At 69.3% G+C, this 22,115-nt stretch carries 20 protein-coding genes and 3 pseudogenes; 18 read left to right on the top strand and 5 right to left on the bottom strand.

Annotated features, from left to right (window positions below; genetic code table 11):
* The first annotated feature begins 32 nt into the window (after positions 1-32).
* From ACF08B_RS38740 to ACF08B_RS38725, 4 genes and pseudogenes are all read left to right on the top strand, one after another.
* On the top strand, positions 33-428 hold the full coding sequence (locus ACF08B_RS38740; RefSeq protein WP_392321752.1) for a DUF2267 domain-containing protein: 396 nt from the start codon (positions 33-35) through the stop codon (positions 426-428).
* 97 nt (positions 429-525) lie between these two features.
* Entirely contained in the window at positions 526-963 is a 438-nt protein-coding gene (locus ACF08B_RS38735; RefSeq protein ID WP_392321735.1) for a DUF2267 domain-containing protein, read from the top strand.
* A 331-nt stretch (positions 964-1,294) separates the two neighbouring features.
* A pseudogene (locus ACF08B_RS38730) lies at positions 1,295-2,737 on the top strand (IS21 family transposase).
* Between the two features lie 236 nt (positions 2,738-2,973).
* On the top strand, positions 2,974-3,660 hold the full coding sequence (locus ACF08B_RS38725; protein WP_392321734.1) for a Clp protease N-terminal domain-containing protein: 687 nt from the start codon (positions 2,974-2,976) through the stop codon (positions 3,658-3,660).
* A gap of 205 nt (positions 3,661-3,865) precedes the next feature.
* Here ACF08B_RS38725 and ACF08B_RS38720 read toward each other — a convergent pair whose 3' ends face one another.
* The gene (locus ACF08B_RS38720) at positions 3,866-4,390 is read right to left on the bottom strand and encodes a PadR family transcriptional regulator (protein ID WP_392321733.1); all 525 of its coding nucleotides are present in this window, start codon (positions 4,388-4,390) and stop codon (positions 3,866-3,868) included.
* Between the two features lie 110 nt (positions 4,391-4,500).
* Here ACF08B_RS38720 and ACF08B_RS38715 point away from each other — a divergent pair, with 110 nt between their 5' ends.
* The 3 genes from ACF08B_RS38715 (at position 4,501) to ACF08B_RS38705 (ending at position 7,211) form a co-directional block, all read left to right on the top strand.
* The gene (locus ACF08B_RS38715) at positions 4,501-5,883 is read left to right on the top strand and encodes an MATE family efflux transporter (RefSeq protein WP_392321732.1); all 1,383 of its coding nucleotides are present in this window, start codon (positions 4,501-4,503) and stop codon (positions 5,881-5,883) included.
* Between the two features lie 114 nt (positions 5,884-5,997).
* Positions 5,998-6,762, top strand: coding sequence for a dienelactone hydrolase family protein (locus ACF08B_RS38710; RefSeq protein WP_392321731.1), 765 nt, complete (start codon positions 5,998-6,000; stop codon positions 6,760-6,762).
* Positions 6,759-7,211, top strand: coding sequence for a hypothetical protein (locus ACF08B_RS38705; protein ID WP_392321730.1), 453 nt, complete (start codon positions 6,759-6,761; stop codon positions 7,209-7,211). Before ACF08B_RS38710 ends, ACF08B_RS38705 begins: the two co-directional genes overlap by 4 nt.
* Positions 7,212-7,573: 362 nt before the next feature.
* Here the strand turns inward: ACF08B_RS38705 and ACF08B_RS38700 are convergent, their stop codons facing one another.
* Positions 7,574-8,503, bottom strand: a complete 930-nt coding sequence (locus ACF08B_RS38700; RefSeq protein ID WP_392321729.1) for a helix-turn-helix transcriptional regulator — start codon at positions 8,501-8,503, stop codon at positions 7,574-7,576.
* Between the two features lie 106 nt (positions 8,504-8,609).
* On the opposite strand from ACF08B_RS38700, the gene ACF08B_RS38695 reads away from it, so the two are divergent.
* Positions 8,610-9,218 (top strand): NIPSNAP family protein, encoded by a 609-nt coding sequence (locus tag ACF08B_RS38695; RefSeq protein WP_392321728.1) that lies wholly within the window; start codon positions 8,610-8,612, stop codon positions 9,216-9,218.
* 41 nt (positions 9,219-9,259) lie between these two features.
* Positions 9,260-9,634 (top strand): annotated as a pseudogene (locus ACF08B_RS38690) (IS1380 family transposase); the annotation flags it as partial.
* A gap of 249 nt (positions 9,635-9,883) precedes the next feature.
* On the opposite strand, the gene ACF08B_RS38685 reads toward ACF08B_RS38690, so the two are convergent.
* Positions 9,884-10,378 carry a hypothetical protein gene (locus tag ACF08B_RS38685; protein ID WP_392321727.1) on the bottom strand — a complete coding sequence of 165 codons (495 nt, stop codon included), beginning with the start codon at positions 10,376-10,378 and terminating at the stop codon, positions 9,884-9,886.
* Between the two features lie 110 nt (positions 10,379-10,488).
* Between ACF08B_RS38685 and ACF08B_RS38680 the strand changes: the two are divergent.
* The 3 genes and pseudogenes from ACF08B_RS38680 (at position 10,489) to ACF08B_RS38670 (ending at position 12,134) form a co-directional block, all read left to right on the top strand.
* Positions 10,489-11,124 (top strand): annotated as a pseudogene (locus ACF08B_RS38680) (restriction endonuclease fold toxin-2 domain-containing protein).
* Positions 11,125-11,150: 26 nt separating this feature from the next.
* Positions 11,151-11,597, top strand: a complete 447-nt coding sequence (locus ACF08B_RS38675) for a hypothetical protein (protein ID WP_392321726.1) — start codon at positions 11,151-11,153, stop codon at positions 11,595-11,597.
* A gap of 225 nt (positions 11,598-11,822) precedes the next feature.
* A complete protein-coding gene (locus tag ACF08B_RS38670) occupies positions 11,823-12,134 on the top strand; it encodes a hypothetical protein (RefSeq protein ID WP_392321725.1) in 312 nt (103 codons plus the stop codon).
* Positions 12,135-12,342: 208 nt separating this feature from the next.
* Here the strand turns inward: ACF08B_RS38670 and ACF08B_RS38665 are convergent, their stop codons facing one another.
* A complete protein-coding gene (locus tag ACF08B_RS38665) occupies positions 12,343-12,900 on the bottom strand; it encodes a hypothetical protein (protein ID WP_392321724.1) in 558 nt (185 codons plus the stop codon).
* A gap of 1,289 nt (positions 12,901-14,189) precedes the next feature.
* Between ACF08B_RS38665 and ACF08B_RS38660 the strand changes: the two genes are divergently transcribed.
* Both ACF08B_RS38660 and ACF08B_RS38655 read left to right on the top strand, forming a co-directional pair.
* On the top strand, positions 14,190-14,759 hold the full coding sequence (locus ACF08B_RS38660) for a DUF4232 domain-containing protein (RefSeq protein ID WP_392321723.1): 570 nt from the start codon (positions 14,190-14,192) through the stop codon (positions 14,757-14,759).
* A 769-nt stretch (positions 14,760-15,528) separates the two neighbouring features.
* Positions 15,529-16,125, top strand: coding sequence for a cadmium resistance transporter (locus ACF08B_RS38655; protein ID WP_392321751.1), 597 nt, complete (start codon positions 15,529-15,531; stop codon positions 16,123-16,125).
* Between the two features lie 730 nt (positions 16,126-16,855).
* Here the strand turns inward: ACF08B_RS38655 and ACF08B_RS38650 are convergent.
* Entirely contained in the window at positions 16,856-17,794 is a 939-nt protein-coding gene (locus tag ACF08B_RS38650; protein WP_392321722.1) for a LysR substrate-binding domain-containing protein, read from the bottom strand.
* A 109-nt stretch (positions 17,795-17,903) separates the two neighbouring features.
* Here ACF08B_RS38650 and ACF08B_RS38645 point away from each other — a divergent pair, with 109 nt between their 5' ends.
* The 4 genes from ACF08B_RS38645 (at position 17,904) to ACF08B_RS38630 (ending at position 21,861) form a co-directional block, all read left to right on the top strand.
* Positions 17,904-18,947 carry a zinc-dependent alcohol dehydrogenase family protein gene (locus ACF08B_RS38645; RefSeq protein WP_392321721.1) on the top strand — a complete coding sequence of 348 codons (1,044 nt, stop codon included), beginning with the start codon at positions 17,904-17,906 and terminating at the stop codon, positions 18,945-18,947.
* A gap of 84 nt (positions 18,948-19,031) precedes the next feature.
* On the top strand, positions 19,032-19,718 hold the full coding sequence (locus ACF08B_RS38640) for an SDR family oxidoreductase (RefSeq protein ID WP_392321720.1): 687 nt from the start codon (positions 19,032-19,034) through the stop codon (positions 19,716-19,718).
* 500 nt (positions 19,719-20,218) lie between these two features.
* Positions 20,219-20,593: a PadR family transcriptional regulator gene (locus tag ACF08B_RS38635; RefSeq protein ID WP_392321750.1), complete on the top strand. Its 375-nt coding sequence runs from the start codon at positions 20,219-20,221 to the stop codon at positions 20,591-20,593.
* The gene (locus tag ACF08B_RS38630; RefSeq protein WP_392321719.1) at positions 20,590-21,861 is read left to right on the top strand and encodes a hypothetical protein; all 1,272 of its coding nucleotides are present in this window, start codon (positions 20,590-20,592) and stop codon (positions 21,859-21,861) included. Before ACF08B_RS38635 ends, ACF08B_RS38630 begins: the two co-directional genes overlap by 4 nt.
* Positions 21,862-22,115 lie beyond the last annotated feature (254 nt).

Below are 22,115 nucleotides of genomic sequence, written 5' to 3'. Positions count from 1 at the left end.
GCGCCCCGGGCTGAGGAAAGGTGGCGGTCGACGTGACCTTGCGCATGGAAGCGTTCCTCGACCGCGTGACCGAACGCGGTGAGTACGCAAACCGGCAGGAAGCGGAGCGCGCAGCCCGTGTGGTGCTCGCGCTGCTGGGCGCGCACCTGGTGGGCGAGGTACGCGCCCAGCTGGCGGCTCGCCTGTCGGACGGCTTCGCCCTGATCCTCCTCAGTCCGCTGCAAGCCATGGAACCCCTTTCTTCGGAGAGGTTCGTCAGGGCGACGGCGGCCTGGATCGAAGGGGCCACCGAGCAGACCGCCGCCTGGGACGTCAGCGCCGTGCTCAGCACGGTTGCCGACGCCGCCGGCGACGACCTCATGTCGAAGATCCTGCTCCAGCTTCCCCCCGGCTATGACCTCCTCTTCGGCCGACCCCAACCTGACTGATCACACCCACCGGACGCCCGCGGACCCGCACGGGAGTGCCGCCGCCCTCGTGCCCTACCGGGCCCACGCGACAGCAACACGAAAGGCAGCCACTGCAGTGACGACCGACCTGCATGCACCGCTGCAGCACAACTCCACCCTTACCTATGAGCAGATGCTGGAGAAGGTCCGCTACGAAGGGGCCTATCCCACCCGCGAGAGAGCCGAAGAAGCCGTACGGCTCGTCCTCGCGGGCCTCGGACGCCAGCTGACGGGCGACGAACGCGTCGAGCTCGCTGCCCGCCTTCCCCTGGAGGCCGCACGCATCCTCTCCGCGCAGCTCCCCACCCTCCAGCCCCTGACCGGCTGGGCCTTCGTCAAGGACCTCGCCACACAAGCCGGCGCTTCCCTGGCCACTACCCGCTGGGACACCGGATCCGTGCTCACAACGGTGGCCGCCCTCGCCGGCCCCGACCTCCTCACCCGAATCCTGCGGCAGCTACCCACCGGCTATGCTCTGCTCTTCGGCCAGGCCCAACTCACCCCAGCCCTGTAGCGGCCGCGGAGTCCTGTACGCCTGGGACGTCGACCGGTTGCGGCATGGCCTGCTACCGGCGTAAGCGACGGAGCGGGGGAGTGGTAGTGGCCAGCGGGTGAGTTCCCTCTATTCGCTGACGCAGACCGTTGGACGGGACGGGACGATGGCTGATGAGATAAGGGATGTGCTGTGCTGGCGAGGTCTGATTATGTAGGCGAGTTCTAGCGACGTTTGTCGTTCAGCGCGGACAACACCGGGAGTTCGCGGGGAATGGTGTTGATGCGTTCCAGCAACACTCGGGCGCTTGCGGTAGGAGCATGGGGATGCTCCATGTCGCTGGGGACCGCCGATGACGCCGAAGTCGAGAGTCGACCTGTACGCGGCGATCCGCCGTGACCACCGTGCAGGGCTGGGGAAACGTGCTCTGATGCGCAAGTACGGGGTCGGTCATCCCACGGTGCGGAGGGCGTTGGAGTCCGCGTGGCCGCAGCCGCGGAAGAAGCTCCCGCCCCGGCCGACCTGTCGTGACCCGTTCAAGTCGCTGGTGGACGAGATGCTGCGGGCGGATCTGGTCGCGCCGCGCAAGCAGCGGCACACCGCCAAGCGTGTCTTCGACCGGTTGGTCGACGAGCATCACGCGGACCAGATTTCCTACGGCACGGTCCGTGCCTATGTCGCGGTGCGCCGGGGCCCCGTCCCGGGCAGGAGGCATTCTTGGAAGGGCACGTCCACGCCCTCAGCGTGCTGGGCGCTACGACAACTTGAAGGCCGCGGTCGCCAAGGTGATCGGGTTCGCCCGGGAACGGCAGGAGAACGCCCGGTGGCTCGCCTTCCGTGAGCACTATGGCGTCGACAGCTCCTACTGCCGCCCCGGCCTGACCGGCGCCCACGAGAAGGGTGGGGTGGAGGGCGACATCGGCCGTTTCCGCCGCAATCACTTCGTTCCCGTCCCGGAGTCGGCTCGCTGGCTGAGCTGAACATGCTGGTGGAACAGTGGGACGAAGAAGACGACGGGCGGCGGATCAGGATGCGTCCGCGCACCGTCGCGGAGTACTTCGCCGTCGAGCAGCCGCTGCCGGCCCCGCTGCCTGGCGAGGTGTTCGACGCCGGGCAGGTCGTCGAGACCCGGGTGGACCGGCACAGCCGTGCCTGGGCCCGTGCCGGCTTCTACTCGGTGCCTGTCCGCTACATCGAGCGCCGGGTCCGCCTCGTGCTGCACGCCAACGAGCTGGCCGTCTACGACGGCACCACCGAGATCGCCCGGCACGAGCGGCTGGTGGCCAAGGCCGGCGAGCGTCTCGAACTCGACCACTACCTGGAGACGCTGCTGCGCAAGCCGGGTGCCCTGCCCGGGGCGACCGCGCTGGAACAGGCCCGCCAGGCGGGCAGGTTCACCCGGATCCACGACGCGTGGAGCCCGCAAGGCCCGCAAGGCCCGCAAGGCCCGCGGGGACAAGGACGGCACGAAGGCCCTGATCGAGGTGCTGCTGTTGCACCGTCGTTTCCCGCACGAGCACCTGGTGGCAGGGCCGCGGCCTTACGGGTGGGCGCGCCCACCGCGGACGCGGTCGCCCTAGAGGCCCGCAGGGCTGCCGAGTCGGACGACGCGCCGCCGCAGGAGCCCGAAAGGCCGTCGTCCGTCGCATCCTTGACCGAGCGTCGGCTCGCCCATCTTCCGCCCGACCGGCGGCCGCTGCCATCGCCAGCCGCCCATGACCAGCTGCTGTACCGCCGCCCCGCCGCCGCCGAGAAGGAGTCGATGCCGCGAGTACTCCCAGCCGTCACCGGATGAGCGAGCAGGCGGCAGAGACCTACCGCCTCGCCCACACCCGGAGCAAAGCCGCGCACTCAGCAGCTACCTGACGGATGTCCTGCCTCTGCGATGTCCGGGCGCTCTCGGAGATTTCCGGGCAAGTGAGCTGCGCATCGAGCGATCCACAGAGGCTGCCTGGCTCAAGGCCGTCGCCCACCACCAGCGCGAGGCAAGTACGCCTTGACAATTCTAAATTGTCAAGGCGTACTTGCCTCATGGCTCTTCCAGACCTGGACGATCTCATCGCGGAAGTGGACCGGCGCTGCGACACCGCACACCACAGCCCCGGCACACAAGAACAGCCCGACTGGCTCGCTCTGCTCACCGTCGCCGCCCAACTCGCAGGCCAGATGCAGGCGCTGGCAGACGACCTGGTCGAGGACTACGTCGAGCACTGCCGGATGCACGGCTCCTCATGGACCGACATCGGCACCGCCCTGGGCGTGACCCGACAGGCGGTCCAGCAGCGCTTCCATGCGCCGCACAAGCGCTACAGCCCCGACACCATGACCGACGACCTCCGACAAGCGATGGTCCACGTCAAGCAAGCAGCGGTGCATCACCGCAACAGCTACATCGGCACCGAGCACCTGCTCTGGGGACTGACCGCGGAGGGCAACAGCGCCACCCGGCTCCTGCAGGCCGCCGGGCTCTCGCCGGAGACGGTCCACCAGTCCGTCGGCACCAGGCTGAGCATGGGCGCCTCCCAGGCGGCCGAGCGCATCGCCTGGACGCCCTACTCCCGCAAGGCCATCGCAATCGCCGAGGCGCGATCTGAACGGAACGGCTCCGACCACATCGACTGCGACGACCTGCTGATCGGCCTCGCCCAGGTCGGCCGAGGAGTCGCCGCCGACGTCCTGACCACGGCTGGCTTCGACCCGGCCGCTCTCGAAGCCTGAGCCCATCGCAGCCCCCGCAAGCGCAACCCGACGGACTGCGAGAACGCGGCTCTCTGCCCAGACTTGAGTGAGGCACACCGACGAATCCCGTCTCACTCAAGGCCGGGATGGTCCCTGACTCCTTCCTGTCTTTTCCCTCTGCTGGGGCAAACCGAAGGCCATCGAGCGACTCGGCTGCAGCGGTCCCGCAGCGGCCGGCTCTCACTCAGGACTCCAGGCTGCGGATCGCCTCGTCCAGCCACGCCCTCTCCTCGGCTCCGGTGGCACGCGCGATGCGCAGCATGCCCTGCCGGAACACGTCCGGTGCTTCCTCGGCTCGAACCGGCTCACCCTCGCGGTAGAAGAAGCTTGACGGGGTGTCGAGGAAGGACTGACGGCGTCGCAGAACGGCGGCCTGCTCGGCGCGGTCCGGCAGGTGACGCAAGAATGCCAGCAGTGTGAAGAAGCGTTGCCCGTCGGTGATTTCCGCGTCTTTGGGGTTCCTCAGACGAGCCAGCAGTTCGGTCCGGCCTGCCTCCGTGAGGGACAGGATCCGGCGATGTGCGGCACCGCTGCCGGGTTCGGTGCGTTGCTCGAGGAGCGCTGCCTTCACCAGCCGTGCGATGGCTGGATAGAGCGCGCCGTCGCTGACCGGGCGGATGTGGCCGCTGAGGGCTTGGATGCGTGCCTTCAACTCGTAGCCGTGCAGGGGCTCCTCGTAGAGGAAGCCGAGAATCGACAGCTCCAGCATGCACCGATCTCCTCGTTCGCTCGTCCGTGGGCTTGTTCGCTCCGCACCGGCATGTTATCTCTTTTCGCTGTACCTCGATTCGAGGTACAGCGAAAAGAGGGGGACCTGCCATGGGTGCAACGGAACACCGTCGGAAGCTGATCTCGCTTGCCTGTCCGGTCTACTTCGAGCTCCTCGCCGGGGTCACAGCCGGGATCATCAACATGCTCTGGGTCGCACGACTCGGCGGGGACGCGGTCGCCGCGGTGGCGGTCGCCACCAACGTCGAGAACCTCCTGCTGGGCGTCATCCTCGTCGCCGGCTCCGGCACGACCGTGCTGGTCGCGCGTGCCAGGGGTGCGCGAGATCCGGCGGCGATACGTTCGGCCGTACGCGGGGGCTGGGCGCTCTGGGCACTTGTCACACCCCCGATCGCCATCGGCGGATACCTGTTCCGCGAGCCGCTGGCCCGACTCGTGTTGGGTGGCGACGGCCCTTCTCTGTCCCTCGCCGGCGGCTACCTCTCGATCGCGTTTCCCGGCGTCGCGGTGTTCTTCGCCACCAACGTCGTCGACGGCATCCTCAAGGGCACCGGCGACACGCGTACCCCGATGAAACTGTCAGTGGTGGCGAACGCGCTGGTACTCGGACTGGATCCCGTCCTTGTTCTCGGTCTGGGACTCGGAGTGCGCGGGGCTGCGATCTCCACCGTGCTGGGGCGGGCAGCCGCACTCACCTGTGGTCTCCTCGTTCTGCACCGCAACGGCACACTGCGGCAGGCCGCGAGCGATGCCTCCCCCCGAGCCGGGAAGCTCATCACCGACCTGCGCAGAACCGCTGCGACCGGTCTGCCGATGTCTGCCGACTTCCTCATCAGGATGGCAGGGTCACTCGCGCTGGTCGCTGTCGTCGCCCACATCGGCGTGAGCGACGTCGCCGCCTACGGGATCGCGACCAAAGCGATGTACGTCGCGACCATGGCCTTCTACTCGGTACGCCAGGCTGCCGCGATCCACACGGCGCATCTGCTCGGTGCCGGGCGGGACGAGCGGCGCGGCATCGGACACCAGGCACTGGTCCTCGCCGGAGGGCTGGGACTCACGGCCGCCCTGGCACTGCTCGCCGCCGGACCGTGGATCATGCGGGCATTCGGTGCCGAGGGCCCGGTGGTCGAAGCCGGAGCGCTCTATCTGCGCGGCATCGGCCCCTACCTCCTCCTGCTGGCGTGCTTCATCGCCCTCGGCGGAGTCTTCGAGGGCAGCGGCAGTAGCCCGGCTCTCGCCCGCATCACGTCTTGCGGGGTGGCGCTGCAACTGGCGCTCGCCTACGGCATGTCGGGATCGGGTCTGGCAGGCATCTGCAGGGCCATGGCGCTGTCAATGGCGCTGCAGTGCACGGCCGTCCTCCGCCTGTACCGGCGCACGCCACCGCCTGGGACCGCAGGGAGCGAGGCAAGCCGACCGAAATCCCCGGTCATGGACAGCACCACGCCCGACACCCGACCCACCCGGTGAACTCCGTTCCGACCTCGGATTCTCAGGGGACGCCGGGACGCGATGCGCTCGCCACGTCTGCCAGTGGCAGAACCCTGGCCCTATCAGGGCCGTCGATCACTACAGTCGCAGCGCATGAGGACGATTACCACGCGCCCGGTCCCCTACCTGGCCGACGGCCTGACAATGATCGGACACCTCGCACTTCCGGCCGGTTCCGACCGTCGGCCCGCGGTCCTGGTCGGGCCCGAAGGGATGGGGCTCAGCGACGTCGAGCGCCGCCGGGCCGAAGCGCTCGCCGAGTTGGGATACGTGGCACTGGCCTTCGATCTCCACGGCGGTCGCTATCTGGAAGACCCCGAGGAGATGCTCGCCCGTTGCATGCCGTTGCTCGCCGACCCCGACCGCATGCGAGACATCGGCCACGCGGCGCTCGACGTGATCCGCGCCGAGCCGCGGACCGACCCCGACCAGATCGCCGCCGTAGGGTACGGCACCGGGGGCGCAATCGCGCTGGAACTCGGACGCGACGGCGTCAATCTGCGCGCGATCGGGACGGTCAATGCCTTGATGACGGGCCGGCCGGGCGAGACGGCGCGCATCCGCTGCCCCGTGTGGGCCGGTGTGGGTTCGGAAGACCCGATCATGCCACGCGCGCAACGGGAGGCATTCGCCGCGGAGATGCAGGCCGCAGCCGTCGACTGGCGCCTCGTCATCTACGGCGGTGCCTTGCACGCCTTCCACCACCCACCGGTCGACCACGCCGTGGTCCCCGGCGTCGGCTACCACCCACAGCACGCGCAGCGAGCCTGGCGTGACGTCCTCGACCTCCTCGCCGAGTGCCTGCCGCGTAATACAGGTTGTCGGGTGGGTACGGTGCGTGGTCCCATCTCGCCATGAGCAGAGCCGCAGACGTCATCGTGCTGGCCCCCTACAGTGACGACGTGATGGAACCGCTGACCCGCGAGGACCCCGGCCGCAGCTGGCGGGGGCGGTTCGAACCCGTGCAGGGCCAGGACGGCGGCTTCGGCTACGGCTGGGCGCTCGAGTTCGACAAAGCCCATGGACGGTCCGGGCTCCTCGCAGATCTGCAGGCGCTGCCCTGGCCGAATCCGCATGGCGTGCAGGTGCTGATCCGCGACCAGGACGACGACTGTTTCGGCCTGTGGATGTTCCACGACGGCAAGCTGGTGGAGGTGGCGTTGCCGCGCACGGAGCGTTTTCACGAGCCTGCACCGCCGACCGACGAGTTCGTGCCGAGCCCCGGAATTCTGCTGCGCACGGACACTCACCAGCGACTGCCCGAGCAGACACCGCCGGAGCTCCGGGACCCCCGCCCGGCCTGGTAAGGCTTGGCGCTTCCGCCCCCTGGTATCCGCCCCCGCAGGCCTACCCCTGGTAGACGCACGTGAAGGGTGATCAGGGACAGTTGTCATGATCCCCCTCACCGAGGTTGAGCTTCAGCCGCAGTATGCCCGGTCCACGGCGAACATCTTCGGGCTGCCCGCCTTCTGCCACTACGGAATCGGGGGACCGGGCTTCGGGGCCTGGCGCGAGTTGGCCGTGCAGACCATGACGACGAACTGGGTGCTCGCCAGCGAGTACGAGGGCTTCCCGATCATGTACCACTGGCGGGTGCTGCCGAACCCCCCACAGTCGCTTCCTGGAGAACTGGCCGACGGTGCCCAGCAGGAGAACCCTCTGCCCGGGGTCACGCTTCGTAGCGGGCGGCTAGGGTTCGTGCCGTCTCGGCGATGCGGCTGCGTAGTTCGGCCGGTGCAAGGACCTCGACATCGGCACCCAGCCGCAGGAAGGCTCGGTGGGCGTGGTCGATCGACTCGATGGGTACGCGGACCTCCGTCCATCCGTCACCCGTGGGTGTCACGCCGAGGCGGCGGGCGCCCTCCGGGGTGAGCCGCACCAAGGCGTCCGCGGCGTGCAGTCGCGCTCGGAAGTCGGCCAGATAGAGCTTCCAGTATCCGGCCAGGTCGAAACCGTCCGGGACGACGAACTCTTCTTCCAGCGACCGGATTTCGAGGATCTGGTCGACTCGGTAGGTGCGGATCCCGGACGGCCCACCGGCGACCAGGTACCAGCGGCCGGCCTTGAGGACGAGCCCGTACGGCTCCACCCGTCGCTCGATCTCCTCCGGCGCCCGCCAGCGCCGGTACCGCACTACCACCGCCCGCCACGCCCACACCGCGGCGGCGACCACGGCCAGGTGAGGCACTTGGTCGACGTCGCCGTACCAGCCGGGGGCGTCGAGCAGGAAGCGTTCCTGGATGCGCTCGGTGTGCTCGCGCAGCTCCGCCGGAAGGGCGGCCCGCAGCTTGAGCCGGGCGGTGACGAGCGCCTCGCCGAGGCCGAGTTCGGCGGCGGCGCCGGGGAGTGCGACGAGGAACGCGGCCCGCGCCTCGTCCACGGTCAGTCCGGTGAGCCGGGTCCGGTAGCCGTCGACCAGCCGGTAGCCGCCGGCGTGGCCGGCGGCGCCATACAGCGGGATACCGGCGGCACCGAGCGCCTCGACGTCCCGGTAGACCGTCCGGACGGAGACCTCCAGTTCGTCGGCTAGCTGCCGGGCCGTCATCCGGCCCCGGTTCTGAAGAAGCAGAAGCAGGGTGACCAGCCGGCTCGCACGCATGCGGCTCAGTATCCACTGACAGTGGATGTCAGCAGACCGGCCCTAACCTGCCGCGCATGGACGACAACTGGACCATGGACCTCACGCGCACCGGGCAGGCCACCGCATGAGCATCGTCGAACTCCGGCAGTACACCCTGCATCCCGGCGTCAGAGAGACGCTGATCGAGCTGTTCGAGCGCGAGTTCGTGACCGGTCAGCAGGCGGTCGGTATCACCGTCGGCGGCCGGTTCCGCGATCTGGACGACCCGGACCGCTTCGTCTGGCTGCGCGCGTTCCCCGACATGGCGCACCGCCGGCGCGCGCTGGAGGCGTTCTACACCGGCCCGGTCTGGCGGGAGCACCGCGACACCGCGAATGCCACCATGATCGACAGCGACGACGTCCTGCTGCTGCGCGGCCCGGGCTTCACGCCGGAGCCGGGGACGAGTGAGGTGCTCGCGACCGTCTGCCATCCCACCGACGCGGCCGACTTCGACACGTACGCCGCCCGGCACCTGGGCCCGGGGCATGCACTGCACCGCACCGAGCACGCCGAGAACGACTTTCCCCGCCTGCCCGTTCGCACCGGGGAGGATGTCCGGATCTGGTTCGGCCCGGCCGAACCGGCACCCTGGCCGACCCAGCGGCTGCGGCTGGAGCCCGTGCAGCCTTGGCCTCGGGCTTCACCTGGAGTCCGTCCAGATCATGGGCGTGAACCCGGAAGTGCCTCCTGAGCTGGGACGATGAACCTTGTCGAGGGATTCTGTCGGTCCAGGTGGAAGGCGCTTTCTGCGTGCGGGGTATCGGTTCGCGTCCCAATCTCCGTGTTACTTGACGGTGCGGGCGTGGTCGGTCACGCCGGTGCGCAGCTACTGGCGGATCTGGCTGATGCCACCGGGCTGACCAGCTCGTACTCCACCGCGCTGAGTCCACTTCGACCACGCGGTACCGGTCATGACCTGGGCCGGATCGCCACCGACCTCGCGGTCATGCTCGCCGACGGCGGCGAGGCGATTGCGGATCTGGCCGTGGTGCGGGGCCAGAGCGAAGTGTTCGGCCCTTCGCCTCTACAGCGACTGCCTGGCGGCTGCTGGCCGCCGTCGACGAACGTGTACGCCGAGCGGCGGGATCAGATGCTCGCCGAGCACGGACCTGCGGGGCTGTACGTGAGCAGCCTGCCGGTCAACGGGGTCGCCATCATGTGGGTGATGCGGGCTGAGCTCGGTATCGACCTGGCGAGTGCCATGGCAGTGGCCCGTCGGGTGGTGAGCCGTGAGTACGCGGGGACGCTTCCGGAGATGGAGCACTTGGCCCGCTAGCTGAGGAAGGCCGGCATCACCGCTGCGGCAACGCGCGAATGATCACGACTCGGACACCACCCGAGGGATTCACGCTTCGGTCACAGCGCGGTCGGGGCGCCTTCCAGGGGGAGGTGATCGCGGTAGTACTCCGACTCCAGCCAGTCCTCTTTCACGAACAGGGGGCGCGACATCCGCACGCCACCGACGTCCTGCGAGCGCAGAAGGACCCCGACATCGGTCAGGGCGAGGGAGCCGTCGGTGGTGTACAGCAAGCAACTGCCGTGCTCGGCGGCGTAGTCCAGGAGGAACCGGTGCGCCTGCTGGGGATCGCGGCCCGCCAGCGCATAGCCTGCCAGCCGGACCTGCGGACCCGTGACCGCGTCCAGCGCAATGCACGCCAGCGTGCCCGCGTCGTAGAAGACACTCACCCCGTCGGCGAAGTCTTCCTGCCCGTAGGGACCGCCCACCCGCTTCAGCGGCTCACCGACGCGTAGCGCGTCAGCGACCTCGGCTGGGCTCATCCCGAACCGCAGTGCCCCCGCCCCGGCTCCAGGCAGCAACTCCCAGTGATTCCGCATCTCGCTCGCGCTCACGTGATCCACCCCTCCAAGGACCATCCTGCCAACCGGCATCCGTACCTTCACGCATCACCTCGCTCGGCAACATCCCTCACGCACTGGACAGTTCCCAATCCCGGGTGAAGATGCCCCAACCGGACAACGGCGGCCTCCTTCCTGACCTCCCGCCGTTCCTCGGCCCCCTGATCCGCGTCCCTACGCTCGTACCGGCCGCTTACCGTCCCCTGCCTCCCAGCACGCCGCACATTCAGCCGGTCCCTCCGGCGACACCTCCCGACCGGCGGTTCCCGCAGCTCACGCCCAGTCAGGGCCAGAACTTCCAGACCTGGCTCGACTCTCTGCGCAAGGGGGATATCTCCGGCGGCAAGCCGGCCGAGCAGGCTTACCAGAGACGCGTGTCGGGCTTCCCGGAGTTCGAGGTACCAATCCCAGCAGGGATCAGTCCGTCCAACACGCTGATGGTGGACGGATTCCGCAACCTCGACGGGATGGCGGTCGAGGCGAAATACGTCAACAAGCCGAACCAACGGTGCTACCGCTCGCTGGAGGACCTCCGCAAGAACCACGCGACCGGGGACAGAGACTTCCTCTACAAGGGTGACCGCTTGGAACTCCGCAAGTACGCGGCAGCGCTCAACGACCCACGCAATTAGGAGATGCGCGGTGTCGAGACGGTCACCAACAATCAGGACGCCGTCCAGTACTGGCGCATCATGATGGCGGCCTACGGCGTCAAAGGCCATGCCCGCTACGTCCCCTGACCATCCCATCCCCAGGAAGTACCGCTATGGAACCGGTAGAGATCGCGGAACTGCGCACCATGTTCGTCTTCACCCCGCCGCGTGGACAGAGCTGGGGTCTGACCTTCGAGGGATTCGAAGCCCGGCTGCGTGAGCGGAATCCGGATACGTTCATCCGCCTCGATGACGAGGGAGACGGCCCGGTCCGCGGATCATCGAAGATCTTCGGAATCACTTTCGACGACGAGACCCTGGAAGGCTTTGCCAGCCTCCAACCCGAGGGCGTGGCCGTCCGGGAGTGCAACGCCCACATGGCGGCCCGGGTCGCCCTCTGGCTTCGGAACAACGTGGCACCGGCCGACGTGCCTGTCATGTTCAACACGGACTGGGGAATCGAGGAAGGTCTGGAACCCACCCTCGTCCCCGATGCCACTCGCCCACACATTGTGACGGCACTCGTGCAGCACGTCGAGGAGACCGGCGGCCTCGACTGATATTTCCCCCAAGGCGATTGCCGCAGCCTGCCCACCCCTGCCAACAGCGCCGGTGTACCGGACGCCGTCGACGGCTACCCCCACATCGGCACGTACATCCTCCAGTCCGGTACGACCTACCTGTCCTCACGCGCCTACACCGACGCCCTCGGCCGGACCCGGCAGACGCAGGTTCCCATCAGGGACGGCGTCACGTCCTCGGGCGAGGAGGTCCCCAACCGCCAGGTGGCGGTCACCCGCTACGACTCGGCCGGCCAGGTCACAGGAACCTCCGCGGTCTTCCGCAGCGAGGGCACCGTAGGGACGGGCGGACCGACCAGCCCCGAGCCTGCCGATCTGCCGTCCTACACGGACCTGGTCCTCGACTGGGCTGGCCGCACCGTGACCTCACAACTGCAGGTCAACGGAGTAGCCCAGGCGGCAGGGCGCATCGACACCGCCTACGACGGCGAGGCGCGGCTGGATTGGGCCGTAGGAGGAACCGGCGCCGGGAGCTCGGCGGCACGTTGCTGTGCCCGGCGCGAGGCCCTCGTGTGACGTCGTGCGGCGGGAGATCCGCGCCCTCGGCTACGCGCACCTGGAACGTCAGGGGGGTCTTGGGCCGCTGCCGAGGCGCCTACGAGCTCTGGGGAGCGCGCCGATGGCGGAGACGGGGCTGAAGCCGTTGCCGCCGGCGCTCTCGTGTCGGCAAGACTCGCACGGGAACGGGCTATTCAGGACTGATCGTCCGTGGCGCGAAGTCAGGTCAGTTGACCGCTGCGATCAGACAGGAGAGGAATCCTCCGAGACACAGAACTTCTGCAGGGCCGAAGACCGTGCGCGTACGGTGCGTACCCTGCACTGTTGCCGGTTTCTCTCTCGCTTCGGAGAGGAAAGCCAGGATTCTGCGTCGCTCTGTGCCGGGCACGACGAGGCCTTTGTAGGCGTCGGAGCGGACCGTGGTGCCTCTCGCCCGCACGCGAAGTACCTGCCCTGCGACGTCCCTTCCCCAGGCGATATCGCTCACCTCGGACCACGGGATCCGGTGCTCGATGAACTCGTTGCGCACCACCAGGGCGTCCGACCCGGTGCCCAGGCCGGGGCTGAGGCGAAACCGCCACACGATGTAGTAGAGGAAGAGGTACGGCGACAGTAGAGCAGCCGTCGAGTCGACCGATTTCAGGGCATCGAACCTGAGCAGCGCGTAGATCAACACAGCGCCGGCGCCCAGGAGCAGCAGCGCAGACGAAGCAACACGCGTCCTGCTCCGGTGCAGAGCAAGGAAGGTCCCCACCCGTCCCGGCTCCACCATCTCGTGCACCATGACGGCCTCCCGTAGGGTTTTTGCTGCTCTGTGCCAACCCGCTCCGCGTCTACCGTCTGGTGGCGCAGGGATTGAGGTACGAGGAAGACCCTTGGAAGACATTCTTGGTTGTACATGGGGACGCCTGATCACTGATCGTTACCGCTTCAGAGGGAAGCCGTGCCCGAACCGTTCTGTGAGCGGAGAGCCGTTCGGCGGGCCCGCACGCCCGAGGGCCACGGCTACCGCATCCCTGGCCCGGGCCGGCGGGGATGCTGCGCAGGGCCTGGCTGGACCGGGGCCGCGGGAGGGACCGGCGCCGGGAGCTCGGCGGAGCGTTGCTGTGCCCGGTGCGCGATGCCGGCGTGCAGGCGGGCCGGCATGGCGTGGATGTCCGCTTCTCGGCCCGTGAACGGCGATGTCGTCTCCTGCCCGGCGCGGGCCCTGCCCGGGCAGGAGGTCGCCGAGGTCACTGTGGCGGGTCCGGTAGGAGGCGCCGGCGTGCCGCTGGTACGCCGGTTTGATCGCGGCGTCCAGCGGCGGGCCGAAGACGGCGCGGTGCGTGTGCCACGGCTGCTGCCCGTGCCGCCAGGACATGCCCGCCGGCTGGACCTCGATGCCGGGGGAGTCGACGAAGGACACCCACGATGCCTTGACGTCGTGCAGCGGCAGCTCCGCGCCCTCGGAAACGCGTACCTGGAACGTCAGGTGAGTCTCGGGCGGCCCCGCGCCGAACTCGATGCCCTGCGGACCGCGTGGCGCGAACATCGAGGTGGCTGGGAAGCTCCCTCGAGACCATCGAACCCGTGAAGGTCCGTCAGCACCTCAGTGGGAGGAACGCTTCGATGGGCGCGCAAAGCTTTGTGGGGCCAGGATGAGCGTGTGACGACCTGGTTCCGTACCTACTACGAGGACGAAGACCTGTGGCTGTATTTCGAGGCCGATGACGAGGGCTGGGCCACACGTCACGTCGATGTCCGGGGAACAGACGCACGGCCGGTGACGGCGGCCTCCCTGGAAGAGGTGCTGCACTTGCGCAACTTGGCAACTCGCAGGTCAGCGGCTCAGCGCACCTTCGGTGCGCGCCGGGAGCGTGGTAAAGCCCGTGGCGCGCTGGAGGTGCCTCCGTCTGCCCTGACGGTCATCTGCAGGGGTGCAGCCTGTCGTCACCGTTCCGTCACAAGTAGTCGCCGCACGGAACCCTGTCGCTCTCCCGCCCCATCTGCACTCACGTACCACGACCACGCGTACCGCGGGGCAACAACCGACGACCGAAACCCGCGGACGAGACGACTCAGGGGGACCACAGCATGCGGCACAGCAACGGCATTCGCAGGGCGGCTCTGGCGACGACGGCGGTCACGGCCGTCGCGGCGGCGGTGACCGGCATCCTGCCCGGCACCGCCATGGCGGCGAGCACCACCACCTCCACCCCGCCGCCCGCCTGCCCGGCCTCCGCCCTCCAAGTCAGCGCCTGGCAGGCCGTCCACCGGCCCGTCGGGACCGGGACCGGGGCGGCGGTCGTGCAGTTCACCAACGTCTCCCGGAAGACGTGCGTCCTGAAGGGCCATCCGACGGTCGCGGGCGCCGGCAACGGCTCCCCCGCCCACAACACCCCGCTCAAGGTCACCCCCACCGGCAGGGCGGCCACCGTGACGGTCCGGCCGCACGGCAAGGCATGGGTGAAACTGACCTTCGTCCAGGTCCAAGGGGAGGCCGACGGCTACTGCGTGTCGGGCAAGGACCCGGTGACGTACCCGACGATGGTCATCGGGCTGCCGCACTCCGGGAAGCACCAGGTCGCCCTGAACGACGGGGTGTGGGCCGAGTGCGACAACAAGGTGACCGTCACCCCGGTCTCGGCGGTCAAGCCTTCCTGACCCACCGTCCCCATGAATCGAGCAGCCTGCACGACGATCGCAACGCTCTGGCCTGCTGTTATTTACGCGTCAGAGGCGGTTACGGTGATCATGCCGATCCGCCGGCGATGGCCCGCTATGAACGGCAGTACGGCGTTCTCGCCGAAGCCCCCTTGGACGGCTGGCAGACCCAGCCCCAGGCGGCAGAGATCTCCGCGGAAGAGTTCGAGCAGCTGTGGGCTGACGCACGGCGAGTCCTGGGCGGACCTGCCTGACCTGACGCGCTGAGGCCCGCCGGAGGTTCCGTCGCCTCGCACGACGCCGGCCCGGCGTCGTGCGAGGCAGAGCAGCGCATGGGTGTGATGGCTCGCGGCTACCGGATCCCTGGCCCGGGCCGACGGGGATGCTGCTGAGGGCCCGGCTGGATTGCGGCCGCGGATCGAACCCGCGCCGGGAGCTCGGCGGCACGTCGCTCCGCCCGGTGGGCGACGCCCTCGTGCAGGCGGGCCGCCATGGCCTGGATGTCCGCCTCCCGGCCCTCGAACGGCGACGCCGTCTCCGCACGGCGCGGGCCCTGCCCGGGCAGCAGGTCACCGAGGTCGCTGTAGCGGGCCCGGTAGGAGACGCCGGCATGAGACGGAAACCGAGACGGTCCGTGCCTGGGCGCCAGCTCTTCGGCGCAGGTCATGCGGTCACCTGGGCCGCTGCCCGTTCGTGCTGGGCCTGGCCGTCGGTGAGCTGGCGCACGGCCGGTAGGGTCCGAGGAGACCGAGCGGGAGGGGCCGTGTCCGTGGACCTGGGCATCGTCGGACAGGCGGCCGGCCTGTTCGCTGTCACCAACATCGACGACATCCTGATCTTGTCGTTGTTCTTCGCCCAGGGGGCGGGGCACCCCGGCGCCACACGCCGGATCGTGCTGGGGCAGTACCTCGGCTTCGCCGCCATCCTCGCCGTGGCCGTCGCCGCAGCGTTCGGCGCGACCTTCCTGCCCGAGTCGGCCGTCCCTTACCTCGGCCTGCTGCCGCTGGCGCTGGGACTCAAGGCGGCCTGGCAGGCCTGGAAGCATGGGGGCGACGAGGACGACGAGGAGGAGGCGAAGGAGGGCGGCCCGAAAGCGCTGGAGGTCGCCGCGGTCACCTTCGCCAACGGTGGGGACAACATCGGCGTCTACGTCCCCGTCTTCGCCACAGCCGGTGTGGGCGGCATGAGCGTGTACGCCGTCGTGTTCCTGATCCTCGTCGCCGTGTGGTGCTTCGCGGGTCGCTTCTTCGCCACGCGCCCCCTGGTCGCCAAGGCGCTCAGCCGGTGGGGTCACGTCCTGCTGCCGGCCGTCCTGATCGCCATCGGCTTGCTCATCCTCATCAAGGGAGGCGCCTTCGGCCTGTGACGCCAGAGCTGGGCCGTCACACGCATCGTCGGTCGCACCTGAGCTCCGTCGCTTCCTCACCCGGACCGTGCACGCCGGACGCTGCGCGCGTCTGCCCAGGTGATGCGCCCACATGCCCCCTGTGGCTGCCCGCCGCCGGCCATCCGCTCGCCCCCGCCCCCGCGAACGGAGCGCTACACGTGCGCAGACTGCGGTAGTTCCGTACGGTTTTCCTGCCCGGCTTCGACAGGACGATCGGGGCTTGGTGGTCCCGCGACCCGTTCGCACGTCGCGCTGGACCGCCCCCTTTTCCCGCCGGCCGCACGAGGCGGCCAGGGCACGGGGCCGTAGGCTGGAGGCGCCAATGCGCCAGGCCCGCCTGGCACCGTAAGGCTCAGGCCCCTAAAGCGGCCCGGGGCCCACAACCCTCCGCCCCCGGCCCGGCGATGCGCGCCCACGGCATGAAGGAGCCCCGCGCACAGGCCGCGTCCTCGGTAGGCTTCCGGGTGAAGACCTCGTCGGACTCCCCCTCTTGGGCCTCGCGGTGGCGGGGATGCAGCCCTTTTCCGACCGAGCCGATCGCGCGCGCCCGACTCCTCGGCCGCGCCCGTCCCAACGCTGATGAGGAGATCCGCCGACGCCCACCCCAACGCACGGCTTTGCTGCGCTCAGCGGAAGGGGCGGGGAGTTCGTCTGTGTCTCGATGTCACCGCGCCTTCCGGTCCCGGTGGTCCCGTGCTCTGTGCGTACGTCACACAGGACTGGGCCCGCTGCTGCCAGGCCTGCTCGCATCGGCGCACATCCGGAGTGCACTGAGGCCGGCGGCGATTGCGGGTTCGTTCGCTGTGCCGTGGCGGACGGCGGTCTCGATTGTGCGAGTGAGCGTGCGGTCCGTCACTGGTCGTGCTGTCAGCACGGACGGGAGATGGGCGGCGGCCATGTGTGGGATGAGGACGGTGTGGCCCCCGGTCGCGGCGAGAGCGATCATCGCGGAGAAGTCGGTACAGGTGTGGCGGACCTGTGGGCTGAAGCCGGCCGCCCGGCAGGCCTGGAGGATGGCGTCCCCGCACGCCGTTTGGGCCGGGGCGGTGATCCACGGAGCGTCTGCGAGTTCCCGCAGGTCGATCGCGGACCGCTCGGGGCGGGCAGCGGGATGGTCGTTTCGCAGGACGGCGACGAGTGGATCGGTGCGCAGGGTTCGGATCTCGACGCCGGGATGCGCGGGTGTGGCGAGGTTGGCGTAGCGGTAGAGCAGCGCGATGTCGACGCGTCGCTGAAGCAGGAGCCGCACGGCGGTTTCGGGCTCAGCCTCGGTGATGTGCAGCCGCAGGTTCCGGTGGGTGCTCTCCAGAACCTCTCCGAAGGGGGCGGCTATCGGTGCGAGCGCGCTGGGGAAGCAGGCGAGGTGAACGGGCCCGGTCGGCTCTCCGGTGCCGGTGCGGAGCCGGCTTTGGGCATGTTCGAGAGCGGCGAGCACGTTCTCGGTGTCGCCGACCAGTTGGTGGCCGGCGGCGGTGAGGTAGACGGAGCGGCCAGTGCGTTCCAGCAGGCGGGTTTCGGTCTCCTCCTCCAGCAGCCGTAGTTGCTGCGAGACGGCGGATGGTGTGACGCGGTGGAGCTCGGCCACAGCCGTCACCGTGCCGTGAACGGCCAGGTCGCGCAGGAGGATGAGTCGTCGAACATCGAGCATCAGTTCATCTTAAGCAAATGCTGTAGGGGATGTAGCTGGACAAGGCGATGTGTGTCCGGCGACTCTGACTGCTTCAGCCCATGCCCCGAGCAGTACCCAGGAGAGTTCCGTGCGTGCCACCGTGATTCACGGCCCCAACGACATCCGAATAGAGGAGGTGCCCGACCCGGCGGTTCGGAATCCGACCGATGCCGTGGTGCGGGTAGTGAACGCTTGTATCTGCGGGAGCGATCTGTGGGCGTACCGGGGCGTGGCGTCCCGGGTGGCCGGGCAGCGGATCGGCCACGAGTTCCTCGGCATCGTCGAGGAGGTCGGCTCCGAGGTGATCGGCTTTACGCGGGGCGACTTCGTCGTTGCCCCGTTCGTCTGGTCCGACGGTACTTGCGACTACTGCCGCGAGGGTCTGCACACGTCCTGCCCGCGGGGCGGCTTCTGGGGCGAGGTCGGCTCGGACGGCGGCCAGGGCGAAGCCGTCCGCGTCCCGTTCGCCGACGGCACCCTGGTCAAGCTGCCCAAGGAGGCCGCTGGCGAGGAGAAGCTGCTGCCGGGCCTGCTCGCTCTCTCCGACGTGATGAGCACCGGCCACCATGCCGCGGTCACCGCCGGCGTCCGGCCGGGTGTCACCGTCGCGGTGGTCGGCGACGGCGCGGTCGGTTTGTGCGGCGTCCTCGCCGCACGGCGCCTGGGAGCCGACCGGATCATCGCCCTTGGCCGGCACGAGCAGCGCACCGCGATCGCCCGGAGTTTCGGCGCCACCGATGTGGTCGCCGAGCGCGGTGAGGCCGCGATCGAGGCGGTCAAGGAACTGACCGGCGGTCTCGGCGCGCACGCCGTGCTGGAGGCTGTCGGGACCGAGGAGTCGATGCGCACCGCGATCTCCATCGCCCGGGACGGCGGCGCCGTCGGCTACGTCGGCGTGCCGCACGGCGGCAGCGCCGGTGTCGACATCACCCAGATGTTCGGCCGGAACGTGGCGCTTGCCGGCGGCGTCGCCCCCGCCCGCGCCTACATCCCCGAGCTGCTGCCGGACGTACTGTCCGGCGCGATCGATCCGGGCCTGGTCTTCGACCGCACCGTCGACCTGGATGGCGTGCCCGACGGCTACCGCGCCATGCACGACCGCGAGGCACTGAAAGTCCGCATCGCCTTCTGAGGGATGGTCCGCCGTGCCGGCCACCACGAGGTCCGCCGCAGCGCCGGTGGGGCCGCATCATCCTTTCCGTCCGAGGAGAGTTTCATGAAGATCGTGATCGCGGGCGGCCACGGCCAGATCGCCCGGCGCCTGGGCCGACTGCTCGCGGCTCGCGGCGACAGCGTCGTGGGGATCGTCCGTAACCCTGCCCACAGCAGCGACCTGCGAGCAGACGGAATGCACCCCGTCGTCTGTGACCTGGAGAAGGCATCGTGCGACGACGTTGCCGCGATCCTGTCCGAGACCGACGCGGTGGTCTTCGCCGCCGGCGCCGGACCGGGCAGCGGCACGGCCCGCAAACACACCGTCGACCACCAGGCCGCGGCCGTCCTCGCCGACGCTGCTCTGCAGGCAGGGGTCCGACGGTATGTGATGGTCTCCACCCGCGGCGCGGGCAGCCCGCCCCCGGCTCACGCCGACGAAGTCTGGGCGGCCTACGTGCATGCCAAGACCGCCGCGGACGAGTACCTCATGGCCCAGGACCTCAGATGGACGGTTTTGCGGCCGGCCGCCCTCACGAACGAGCCTGGCGCCGGCACCGTTCGCCTCACTGCCGAGCGAAGCGTCGGCGAAGTCACCCGCGACGATGTCGCTCAGGTTTTGGCGTCTCTGCTCGACACTCCCGCTACCGCCGGACTCGTCCTGGAGCTTGCCGAAGGACCCGATCCCATCCGCGCAGCGGTGGCACATGCCGCAGAGACCCGCACGGGACAGCCCGAGTTGCCCCGATAGAACAGACGCTGTGCCGGCGGACAACCGTCTGCCGGCCACCGTCCCCGGGCGGGTCGAGTCGTGGGGACCTCCCAGGGCGCTAACGCCTACGCCTTGGCCTGGGTCGGTGAGGACGACGATCCCCTTCGATGGATGGCCGCCCGGGCGCCCGCTGTCGGCAGGACGGGTGTTGACCAGCCCGGTGCCGACCCGTCCCGGCTGGTTGGTGGTGTGCTCGTGCCGGGTCCTGGCGGCTGCCGGGTGAAGGAGACGCGGAAGCAGGGCGCAGGCATGTCCCACCAGACCCCTCTCAGCTGCATCCGCCGGTGCCTCCGGCCACGGCGAGCTGCGAGTGCGTCGCAGAGTGGACCACGGGGCTCGGGGCTCGGCTGTGATCGTCAGCCGGGCCCCTGCGTCAGTCGGCCGGCATCGCGAGTGAGGGGCTTTGGACCTGCCCACAGCACAGTTTGTTCGATATATATCGGGAGCCGAGATATCTTGTCTTCATGACGTTGAGGAGCATGACCCAGGCTGCGTTCTTCGTCCTCACAGCCCTCGCCGATCAGCCGCGGCACGGTTACGGGATCCTGCACGAGGTCGAGGAGCTGTCCGAGGGACAGGTGCAGTTGCGTGTCGGCACCCTGTACGGGGTGCTTGACCGGCTCACCGCGGACGGATTGATCGTCCTCGACCGCGAGGAAGTGCAGCAGGGCCGACTCAGGCGCTACTACCGGATCACCAATGAAGGGGTGACGGCCCTGGACGCGGAGGCGGAGCAGATGGCGGCCGGTGCCAGGGCCGCGAAACGACGGATCGCCGAGGGCTCCCGCGCCGACGCCCCGACCGGTGCGGTCCGCCCTCCCACCGCACCCGGACTCGCGGGAGGCTACGCATGACCACCCTCCTCGAGGCGCGTTACCGCGCCGTCCTGCGGCTGCTCCCCGCCCACTACCGGCGCGAACGGGAGGAGGAGATGGTCGAGACGTACCTGTGGGATATCGATCGGGAAACCCAGGACCAGAGCCGACCTACGCTCGGTGAGGTGGCGAGCATCGCCGCCCTGGCGCTGCGCACCCGGTTCGGCGTGGCTGGAGCACCCAGGCCCTACGCCCTGCTCGGATCGTCCGCCCGCCTCTTCGCCCTGGTCGCGGTCCTGCTGCAGGCGGCTTCCGCGGTCGTCGACCACGTACTGGAACTGACCCAGGCGTTCAGCCGGGGAGCCACCCAAAGGCACCTGTTCCTGTCGGAGTTCACCGACCACGGACTCCTCGCCGGAGCGGCCGCAGCTGCTCAGTGGATCCTTCCGCTGCTGTGGACGGCCGCCTACTTCGCACTCCTGCACGATCGCCGCCGCCTCGCTCGGATCTGTGCGCTGCTGGCAGCACTGCCCACCCTCCAACCGCTGTTCGCCCCTCTGGTGAGCGAGACGGCAGTGCCGGACCCGGCGTTCGCCACCGCGTTCGCGCTCCTCGCCTGGCTGCCGGCCCTCGCACTCTGTGCCGCCCACCACCGCGACGCACCCCCGGCCCGGCTGCCTGCGGGATCACCCGGGCTGGCCTTCATGGCGAGCTGTGTAGTGATGGGTGCATCCCTCGTGCTGCTACCCGCCTTCCCCGACCCGGCCTGGGCGCCCGCCTCCTGCTTCGTTGTGGGCGCTGTCGGCTGGCTGCTGTGGCGCAGCCGGCGGACGGACCGTGGCATGCCCGGTGGCGCCCTCGCCCTCGCCGTGCTCGGCCTGCTGCTCCTGGCGGTCCGCGTCACCGCCCTGTACCTGTGGCTCGGGGTGCACCTGCCCGCCGAGTACGTCGGCGGCAGCCTCGGCCAGAGCCGAGTACGTCGGCGGCAGCCTCGGCCAGACGGCCGCGCTCGCCGTGCTGACCGCGACGCTGGCGGTCGTGGGGCGACGCGACCTTACCGTTCGCTGACGGGCCGAGCAGGGCCAGCGGGGAAAGGACCTCGGCCGACGCCGGCGTGGCCACTCGCCGCTGAGCTCCGGCGCCGCAGTCGGCCACGGGCGGCGCGCCCAGGGCGCCGCCCGTGGCCAGCTGCGGTTATCGAGAAAATTGTCTACGTTACGGTGTCACCTGCAGCCGCCTGTTTTCGTGCCACTATCGGGACGACCGGTGAGGATGCCGGCTTTAAGGGCACGCGCCCCGGGCGATGATTTGCCGTGGGTACCGCTTAAGACTGCGGGGTGTGGCTCCTGGCCGCCGATGTCATCAAGCGCTCGATACCAATGAGCAGACGCCCGATGTCGAGCACGTCGACTCAAGGCAGAGGGGGTGGGTCGCCGGAAGAGAAGGAATTTCTTCCTCAACGTGGTGACAGAGGCGCACGGTTGTGGTTGTCCCTGGCTGGCGTTGACCCGGCTTGTGGCGTCGCTGGCGATAGCGGCTGACTCGTCGGCCGCCTCGGGGC

The organism is Streptomyces sp. NPDC015139, from assembly GCF_043079785.1.
Classification (GTDB): Bacteria; Actinomycetota; Actinomycetes; order Streptomycetales; family Streptomycetaceae; genus Streptomyces; species Streptomyces albidocamelliae.
This window is presented reverse-complemented; position numbering and strand designations above follow the sequence as displayed.

Coding starts and splice junctions, on each gene's coding strand:
- ACF08B_RS38725 (WP_392321734.1), top strand. CDS start 2,974: ATGGCTCTTCCAGACCTGGACGATCTCATCGCGGAAGTGGACCGGCGC.
- ACF08B_RS38720 (WP_392321733.1), bottom strand. CDS start 4,390: ATGCTGGAGCTGTCGATTCTCGGCTTCCTCTACGAGGAGCCCCTGCAC.
- ACF08B_RS38715 (WP_392321732.1), top strand. CDS start 4,501: ATGGGTGCAACGGAACACCGTCGGAAGCTGATCTCGCTTGCCTGTCCG.
- ACF08B_RS38710 (WP_392321731.1), top strand. CDS start 5,998: ATGAGGACGATTACCACGCGCCCGGTCCCCTACCTGGCCGACGGCCTG.
- ACF08B_RS38705 (WP_392321730.1), top strand. CDS start 6,759: ATGAGCAGAGCCGCAGACGTCATCGTGCTGGCCCCCTACAGTGACGAC.
- ACF08B_RS38700 (WP_392321729.1), bottom strand. CDS start 8,503: ATGCGTGCGAGCCGGCTGGTCACCCTGCTTCTGCTTCTTCAGAACCGG.
- ACF08B_RS38695 (WP_392321728.1), top strand. CDS start 8,610: ATGAGCATCGTCGAACTCCGGCAGTACACCCTGCATCCCGGCGTCAGA.
- ACF08B_RS38675 (WP_392321726.1), top strand. CDS start 11,151: ATGGAACCGGTAGAGATCGCGGAACTGCGCACCATGTTCGTCTTCACC.
- ACF08B_RS38665 (WP_392321724.1), bottom strand. CDS start 12,900: ATGGTGCACGAGATGGTGGAGCCGGGACGGGTGGGGACCTTCCTTGCT.
- ACF08B_RS38660 (WP_392321723.1), top strand. CDS start 14,190: ATGCGGCACAGCAACGGCATTCGCAGGGCGGCTCTGGCGACGACGGCG.
- ACF08B_RS38650 (WP_392321722.1), bottom strand. CDS start 17,794: ATGCTCGATGTTCGACGACTCATCCTCCTGCGCGACCTGGCCGTTCAC.
- ACF08B_RS38640 (WP_392321720.1), top strand. CDS start 19,032: ATGAAGATCGTGATCGCGGGCGGCCACGGCCAGATCGCCCGGCGCCTG.
- ACF08B_RS38635 (WP_392321750.1), top strand. CDS start 20,219: ATGACCCAGGCTGCGTTCTTCGTCCTCACAGCCCTCGCCGATCAGCCG.
- ACF08B_RS38630 (WP_392321719.1), top strand. CDS start 20,590: ATGACCACCCTCCTCGAGGCGCGTTACCGCGCCGTCCTGCGGCTGCTC.